Below are 6,680 nucleotides of genomic sequence, written 5' to 3'. Positions count from 1 at the left end.
TAATTATTATTAATACATAACATGTAGATATAGCGAACAATATCCTATCATCTTTTCTGACGGATATTTTTTTACTGATAATGATGTTTCTGACCATGTCTAAGGACTATAATTTATTTACTTTTTGAAAGATTTAGGGATGTAATAGATGCTATTAACGATACTCAAGAGCAAGATTCATCGTGCAAAAGTAATTCAGGCAGATTTAAATTACGTTGGTTCTATCACGATTGATGAAGAACTTTTAAGGCAATCAGGTATTAATGAATACGAACAAGTTGATGTCGTTGATATTAATAACGGAAATAGATTAACCACTTATGCTATCTCGGGAAAACCTGGCTCAGGTATTATTTGTTTAAACGGAGCGGCTGCTCGTTTAGTTTCTGAAGGCGATTTGGTCATTATCATGAGCTACGCTCAAATGACTCGAGACGAATTGAAAGTACATAAACCGACCGTGGTTTTTGTTGATCCAGAGACGAACGCAGTAACCTCCGTGGAGCATCAGGAAGTCCACGGAGAAATTCGCTAAAAATTTCGAATTGAATTAATCGCCGGTAACGGAGAATTTCGGGAGCGTTTCCTCGCGTGTCGGAAGCGGCTCTCGTTTTGTTCGGCCCGGCGTTCCTTTTTGATATAAAGGAACGAAGGGATCAATAGAGGCAGGAAGAGGCGAGAAACTATAGTTTTCGCTTTCGAGCAGTTCTATTAATCTCGTGTGGTAGAACACGCGGTCTCTTCCGTCTTCAACTCTTTCTAAGATTCCGGCGCGGGCCAAGTCATTCAGAATGTGGCTCGCAACCTGGCGCCTTGTTGTAAAGATGCTGGAAAACTCACCCGTACGGCAAGCCGGATGCTTGAAAATCACCGGCAGGAATGCAGCATGAGAGGCTAAACCGATCATCTTCAGGTAGGCCTCTGCCTGAGCGTATAAACGCTGTAACGAAGACAAAAGATCACCGGAAAGCAGAATTGCTTTGGATAATGTCTTCAGCATGTACTGAAGATACGGAGACCATTGCCGGGTTCTCAAACCGTATAAACGTTCTTCGATGCCGAAGTGCGCATTGGTCATCAAGGCGCGACCGAGCATCAGGCAGGGAGCAGGCGAATTGATGTTCTGCCCCATTAAGGAGAGCTGCAGAAGGATCTGAGTCACTCTTCCGTTATGACGATTCAAAGGAGAGATCGCCATAAAGTAAAGATTCGTAAGAAGGGCATGAACCAAAGGATCCAAGTCCCTTAGTTCTTTGGAATATTTCTCCCATCTGGCCAATTCAATCTGGACGGCTTTGCTGTCCGGGAAGGTATCCGGCTGAAGAAGGATCTGTTCCTCATCGGTTTGAGGATTTTGCCGCCAGTTAATGCCGTCCTGTGGGAAGCTGTTGGCAACGTTTACAACGGTTTGAACTGTTATTGGGCCGTTGGCTGCAGCATCGGCACTATTGAACAGAGCATTGATGTAGTTATCGATGATGACAATGTCCGGATTTTCTAAATCTTTAAGGATCAAAGACAAGAAATAATCCTTCAAAGAGACTTTTAAACCCTGTCGTTCTAATTCGTTTTTGGCTTCTACAGAAGCCATTAAAGGCGCAAAAGTCTCAGCCATTGCATCTTTAGCAAAGGCATAGCGGAACTCTGAGAGTTCTCTAATGACTTTCAAACATGACTTCAAAACAGCCAAGTCTTCCAGTCCTTCGGAATCCATGGGAGGAGGCAGGCTGATAGTACCTTGAGCGGCGGCACGCCTTATCTCTTGAAAATGCATTTCGGTCGATCAGTCCTTTTTTGTTTTTGTCAGGGTTAACAACGATAATATTTTCGCTATTCTAGCGAAGAGCGTTCACAGCGTCCACATGCGTAAAGGACAAATAAATGCCCGAAAGCCTTAAGTTCTTGGACTTATGAGGAATATTTAGCGTGGACTTTCTCGAATGATCAATATTTCAATCACCCGCACTGCTTGTACTCGTTAATCCTGAGGAAGAAATTTTTGAATTCTTGGCTTGTCTCGCAAGATAACTGCGTATTGTCAAATCAAAAAAAAATTAGTTGCATTCTTAAGGATTTTCCTAACTACTTGATTATTTTTGAAGTGTCATGAAAGTGACATAATTAGAAAAGATTTCTGCTTCTGCCGGTCGTATTTTCAATTTTGAAGTGTTTATGATTTGCACGTGATTTAGGAGATCATTGTGAACAGAATCGGAGCCAAGCATCGTTGCCCCAAGTTTACGCCCCATCAGACATCCGTCTCTTTGAGCTGCAGCCGCAGACGCTGCCTCTTTATGTTGGGCTTTCAGCGTTATCAGACGCGTGGAAAATTGGATTTAAAAGATCATCCGGAACTGAATGATCTTTTCCATCAAACAGCACATTAACTCACTGTTTGAAAACTTCGGAACGAACACCGCAGACCAGTTCTGCGGTTCTTGCGCAGGCGCCGTTTCAGCGCCGTTTCGTTTTTTTCGGCTGCGGAAATTCTGATTTCACCAAACAATTACGGCTCCGTTATCAGGAAGCTGTACAAACCTGTACACCACTTCTCAGTTCGCTCTTCGATGAAGCTGAACGGGGAGATTCGTCCACAACACGCGCTTCATCTGAAGTCCTGTCGGTAACGGTATCGTTCAATAATTTCCAACCGACGTGCCGACCGTACTGCTTTCACCCGAGACGGAGACATACCTTTACGGATCTCCTTATCACCTAAACGGCCGAGTATGTTTAACGCAGCAACCAAGTCAGCATGTTCGTGGTATCCGCAATACGAGCACTTAAAGACATCCCCTTGTCGGTTCTTTTTGTCCGTGCAGTGACACCGGGGGCATTCTCGTGAACTGTGAGCAGGGTTTACTTCGTTTACTTCTATTCCATGTTTCTTTGCTTTATATCTGATCCGGTATCCTCGCATCCAGCCGCTCAGCCATCTATTCCACTTTTTGCAAAAGTGAGCCTTCATCCGAGCACTTAAATCTTCAACGACAATGGCCTTGACCGGATTTGTCTTCCGAGTAAATAGAAAGTTTAGTTCTCTGTTAACGACGGTCTTGATAACTCCGATGTCACGGATGTACCTTGCGCGCTGCTTCTTTCTGCCGAGGTTATGTTTTCTAATCCGCTCTGCCTTAGCGAGATTGTCCTTGCTGGTCTTTTTCAGAAGGTTGAGAAAGAGCGCATGCATTCGGTTTCGGCCTTCACTGTTTTTTCCTCTTTTATCGGCTATCTCAGAAAAATACTTTCCCAGATCCGTTCCAAGAAGTTCCTGTTCACTCGTTGCCATCATCTCTGTGTAGCCGAGATCGATTCCGATGACAGCACCGATCTTTCTTTTCTTTCACACTGTTGGGGTACGTAGACTCTTAATGAGTACGTATCCGCAGTATCACGTATCAGCTGGAGCGTTCCTCGTATTTTGCTTTTACCTTTTAGGCGAAGGCAGATTCTTTTCCCGGGCTGCAGCGACATGAGCTCAAGGAATTGACCGGCTTCTGTTGATCTGACCTTATAGCAGCTTGAATCAAAGTCAATGCGGTTGTGAAAGGCTTTTGTTCTCGGATAGCAGACGATGTCTCTGCGAACTCTATTGACCGTGCGCCTGACAATTCCTGCAATTGAGCGGAGCGTCTTCGAAGAAAGCGGGCGATCGTAGCTAAGGCAATAATTGCGGTCGAAAGATTCATCCGGATTCGGGACCAGGACCTTTCCGTCTAACAGCTCAAAAAATTGGCGGTTTATGCCGCAAAGAAGCCAGTACGCGTAGTGACGATCCTGATCGTGAAAACGCTTTAACGTATCTGCAAGTTCCTTCTTTGATTCTGCAATGACGCTTTTCCAATGCGTCATTGCCATCTTGGATGTTTCCTCCAAAGCAAGCTTCCAGTGACGCGCCTGAAGATGAGGCCCCGAAGTCTCTTTGAGTTCTCTGAGCAAAGTCAAGAGAGTTGCCTCTGCTGTTTTCCCATTGGCTCGCAAGCCTGCGAGTTTTTGGTTAAATTCAACAGGTGTCCTGCTCAGAGCAGTTACCAATCTATTTCGAAAAGCGCGAAAGTCCTTTACCTCACTTCGAAGTTCTCTCGTTTGAAAGGCAAAAAGAAATTTTGATGCCACAAATCCGTACGACGAACACATCCGATCCAATGCAGCTCTATCTGTTTCATTGGGCATCTCAAACTGACGCACAAGTGTTCACTCAAGGTTGGGAATTTAGGGGTAAAAATAAAGTAATAATTAGATATTACCGAAAACTTAAGTTTTTTATACCCGTATTTTCCTTTACCTTATTTTTCCTTGATCGCTTCCCGTAAAGGCGAGCGCAGAAGACGGTCATCAAGGTAATAACATCTTTGACGAGCTCTGTTTCGAAAGACTGCTGTTCCGGCTCATCAAGGATAACAATCCGAGTGTCCATCAAGTGAGCGATAAAATAGATCAGTTCGGTGCCAAATCGGAGCAGTCGATCATCGTGAGTGACAACTAATGCACCGACGCGTTTGGTTAAAAGAAGTTTCAATAAGCGTTTTAGCCCCGGCTTTTTACAATTGAGTCCGCTTCCGAGATCCTTAATGACCAGCTGACATCCGTATTGGCTGAGTCTTTCGGCTTGGGCTGTCAAATCCGAGCGCTGATCATAGCTTGAGACTCTTGCATATCCGACCATGATCCTTTTGCCGCCGGTAGGATGAAGCATTTCATGGACTTCATAAGGATCAAAATGCCTTTGATTTCCAATGGTCCTGATAACTCGGGAAAACTTGCCGTTTTTGCACCACCGTCTTACGGTTGCCACACAAACTCCGAATGATCCGGCGACTTCTCCGATAGTCATCAAATTGTGAATTTCTCTCATACTCACCCTCCAAAGGAAGATGAGTATGTGCAAGTTTGAATAGATATTCAAGGGCTAGCCATTAGCCCTATTTCTCAATATGGAGCCGTGATTGTTTGCATTAGAGTCGGATTACTCTTTGCTCAGTGCATTCAGACGTTCTTGGGCGATCTTCACAAATAAAGTGCTGGCCAGGGCAAGTACTTCATCATTGAAATCAAACTTCGGATTGTGCAGAGGGACGGTGTGGTTTTCGTCGGAAATACCGATTCTGCAGATCGTACCGGGGACTCTTTCCTGATAAACGGAGAAGTCCTCGCTGGACATGAAGGGCTTAAAGTCAGGGTAGATCTTGTCTTCGCCCAACAAATCCTGGGCAATTCGAACACTTTCCTTGGTCAGGCGCTCGTCGTTATTTACAGAAGAAATAAGACGTTCGTAGGTGACTTCAGCTTTCAAATTGTGGGCCAAGGCAATTCCTTCTGCCATACGTTTGATGGTGTTTTCAACCAAATCGCGAACTTCGGGGAGGAAGGTGCGCACTGTACCGCCCATGACAGCTTCGCCCGGCAGCACGTTATAAGTTCCCAACGTACCTGCATTCATAAAGCAGACGGAAACAACAGCGCTTTCCAGCGGGTCAACCTTTCTGGAAACGATTGTCTGCATGGCCAGATACATTTCGGAGAGAGCGGGAATCGGATCCATCCCTTGATGAGGGCGACCGCCGTGTGTGCCGGCACCGATAAACTTAACAGCGAACGAATCAGAGGCTGCCTGCAGGTGTCCGACTTTGAAACCGACTTCGCCTTTCTTTAAGAAGGGTTCGTCGTGGGCAGCATACATTTCCTGAATGTTGTACTTATCCAGGAAGCCGGATTTGACGACGCTTTCAGCGCCTTTACCGGTTTCTTCGGCGCCTTGGAACAGGCAGACGAGTGTGCCGGGGAAGTCACGGTGTTCAGCCATATAAGCGGCTGCGCCCATCAGCCATGTCTGGTGACCGTCATGGCCGCAGGCATGTGCGTGGCCTTCAATCTTAGAGCTCCATTCTTTTTCGCTCTTGTCCTTCATCTTAAGAGCGTCGATGTCAGCGCGGAATCCGATGGTCTTGCCGGGGAGGTTGCCTTTAATTTCGACAAACAAAGAGCCGGGGCAAGAGGCGTCATCCATGTCTTTGGGAGAAACATTGTGTTTTTCAAGGAATTCCTTGATTTTTCCGATGGTTCTCTGAGTTTCAAAGCCGCAGTCGGGATGCTGATGAATATCGTGGCGATGGGCAACTAAATCCGGGAAAAGGGCAAGAATCTCCGGAAGACACTTATCTTTGGAAACGGCTTCAATCATTGTTTTAATCCTCCTATTGGAATGGGTCGAGCATAGACGTGAATTGATGTTTGATCAAGAGGATTACCACCTAAGCAAGCACTTCCGAAATGTACCCAAAGCTAATCCCGGGAAGCCGGAGAAAGCATTTTGAACACGGTTTTTAGAGAATATTTTTTAGATTTTTTCAATGTTCAGGTGATTATTCATCAGGCTGAAAAAGAGGAGCTTTCCGTATTCTCTCGCCCGAAAAAATAAAGAACTAGCAGAGGGATTGTGGAGAGTAGGAATTCACAATTGCAAAAAATTTGTTTCTGCGGCAAAAGAATAAGTCCAAGCCGTTAACCTAGGCAAGAATGAATTTGATTTAGCGCTTTTGGTATTTTTAGATAAGGAAATAAGTCCCAAATCTGATTAAATTCAGGATTACGGGAAGGATTTTTTGATTCCTAAGAGACACAATGTGAGTAGTAAATTATGGAAAAGGAGAAGTCTTTTTTAAGAATAAATAACGATTACG

General features: G+C 45.0%; 7 protein-coding genes. 2 read left to right on the top strand and 5 right to left on the bottom strand.

Annotated features, from left to right (window positions below):
* Positions 1–148 precede the first annotated feature (148 nt).
* Positions 149–535, top strand: coding sequence for an aspartate 1-decarboxylase (gene panD / locus ACZND6_RS01355; protein WP_021868379.1), 387 nt, complete (start codon positions 149–151; stop codon positions 533–535).
* 15 nt (positions 536–550) lie between these two features.
* Here panD and ACZND6_RS01350 read toward each other — a convergent pair whose 3' ends face one another.
* On the bottom strand, positions 551–1,774 hold the full coding sequence (locus ACZND6_RS01350) for a Fic family protein (RefSeq protein ID WP_278383723.1): 1,224 nt from the start codon (positions 1,772–1,774) through the stop codon (positions 551–553).
* A gap of 427 nt (positions 1,775–2,201) precedes the next feature.
* Here ACZND6_RS01350 and ACZND6_RS01345 point away from each other — a divergent pair, with 427 nt between their 5' ends.
* Complete coding sequence (locus tag ACZND6_RS01345; RefSeq protein WP_155166104.1) at positions 2,202–2,387, top strand: hypothetical protein; 186 nt, start codon at positions 2,202–2,204, stop codon at positions 2,385–2,387.
* A 218-nt stretch (positions 2,388–2,605) separates the two neighbouring features.
* Here ACZND6_RS01345 and ACZND6_RS01340 read toward each other — a convergent pair whose 3' ends face one another.
* The 4 genes from ACZND6_RS01340 to ACZND6_RS01325 form a co-directional block, all read right to left on the bottom strand.
* The gene (locus tag ACZND6_RS01340; protein WP_489524311.1) at positions 2,606–3,292 is read right to left on the bottom strand and encodes a zinc ribbon domain-containing protein; all 687 of its coding nucleotides are present in this window, start codon (positions 3,290–3,292) and stop codon (positions 2,606–2,608) included.
* Positions 3,289–4,035, bottom strand: a complete 747-nt coding sequence (locus ACZND6_RS01335; RefSeq protein WP_302972350.1) for a hypothetical protein — start codon at positions 4,033–4,035, stop codon at positions 3,289–3,291. The genes ACZND6_RS01340 and ACZND6_RS01335 overlap by 4 nt, the downstream gene beginning before the upstream one ends.
* A gap of 208 nt (positions 4,036–4,243) precedes the next feature.
* On the bottom strand, positions 4,244–4,855 hold the full coding sequence (locus ACZND6_RS01330) for an IS607 family transposase (RefSeq protein ID WP_021868375.1): 612 nt from the start codon (positions 4,853–4,855) through the stop codon (positions 4,244–4,246).
* Between the two features lie 111 nt (positions 4,856–4,966).
* The gene (locus ACZND6_RS01325) at positions 4,967–6,181 is read right to left on the bottom strand and encodes a M20 metallopeptidase family protein (RefSeq protein ID WP_418805347.1); all 1,215 of its coding nucleotides are present in this window, start codon (positions 6,179–6,181) and stop codon (positions 4,967–4,969) included.
* Positions 6,182–6,680: the final 499 nt, after the last annotated feature.

Source organism: Parasutterella sp., from assembly GCF_057870745.1.
This window is presented reverse-complemented; position numbering and strand designations above follow the sequence as displayed.

Coding starts and splice junctions, on each gene's coding strand:
- ACZND6_RS01340 (WP_489524311.1), bottom strand. CDS start 3,292: ATGATGGCAACGAGTGAACAGGAACTTCTTGGAACGGATCTGGGAAAG.
- ACZND6_RS01325 (WP_418805347.1), bottom strand. CDS start 6,181: ATGATTGAAGCCGTTTCCAAAGATAAGTGTCTTCCGGAGATTCTTGCC.
- ACZND6_RS01350 (WP_278383723.1), bottom strand. CDS start 1,774: ATGCATTTTCAAGAGATAAGGCGTGCCGCCGCTCAAGGTACTATCAGC.
- panD (WP_021868379.1), top strand. CDS start 149: ATGCTATTAACGATACTCAAGAGCAAGATTCATCGTGCAAAAGTAATT.
- ACZND6_RS01330 (WP_021868375.1), bottom strand. CDS start 4,855: ATGAGAGAAATTCACAATTTGATGACTATCGGAGAAGTCGCCGGATCA.